Here is a 237-nt window from a genome sequence, read left to right as displayed (position 1 = left end):
CGCCTTGCGATCCAGCTTGCCGTTCGGACTCAGCGGCATCCGCTCCAGCGCCAGCCACTGCGCCGGCACCATGTATTCCGGCAGGCTTGTCGCCAGGTGCGCGGCCAGCGCTTCGCGCCAGTCGCCGCCCTCGCTCTCCAGCACCACGTAGCCGACCAACTGCCTGCCGTCCACCGCCAGCACCGCCGCCTCGCGCACCCGCGGATGCTCCAGCAGGCGCGCCTCGATCTCGCCCAG

Annotated in this window: 1 protein-coding gene; it reads right to left on the bottom strand. The window is 72.2% G+C overall.

From position 1 onward, the window contains the following. Positions 1 to 237: AMP-binding enzyme (locus HMPREF3014_RS15290; protein WP_141765469.1), on the bottom strand; the 237-nt coding region annotated here is incomplete at both ends.

Source organism: Pseudomonas sp. HMSC065H01 (assembly GCF_001815235.1).
In the GTDB taxonomy this organism is placed as follows: Bacteria; Pseudomonadota; Gammaproteobacteria; order Pseudomonadales; family Pseudomonadaceae; genus Pseudomonas; species Pseudomonas aeruginosa.
The sequence above is the reverse complement of the archived record's forward strand: the minus strand, read 5'-3'. Positions and strand labels throughout refer to the sequence as shown.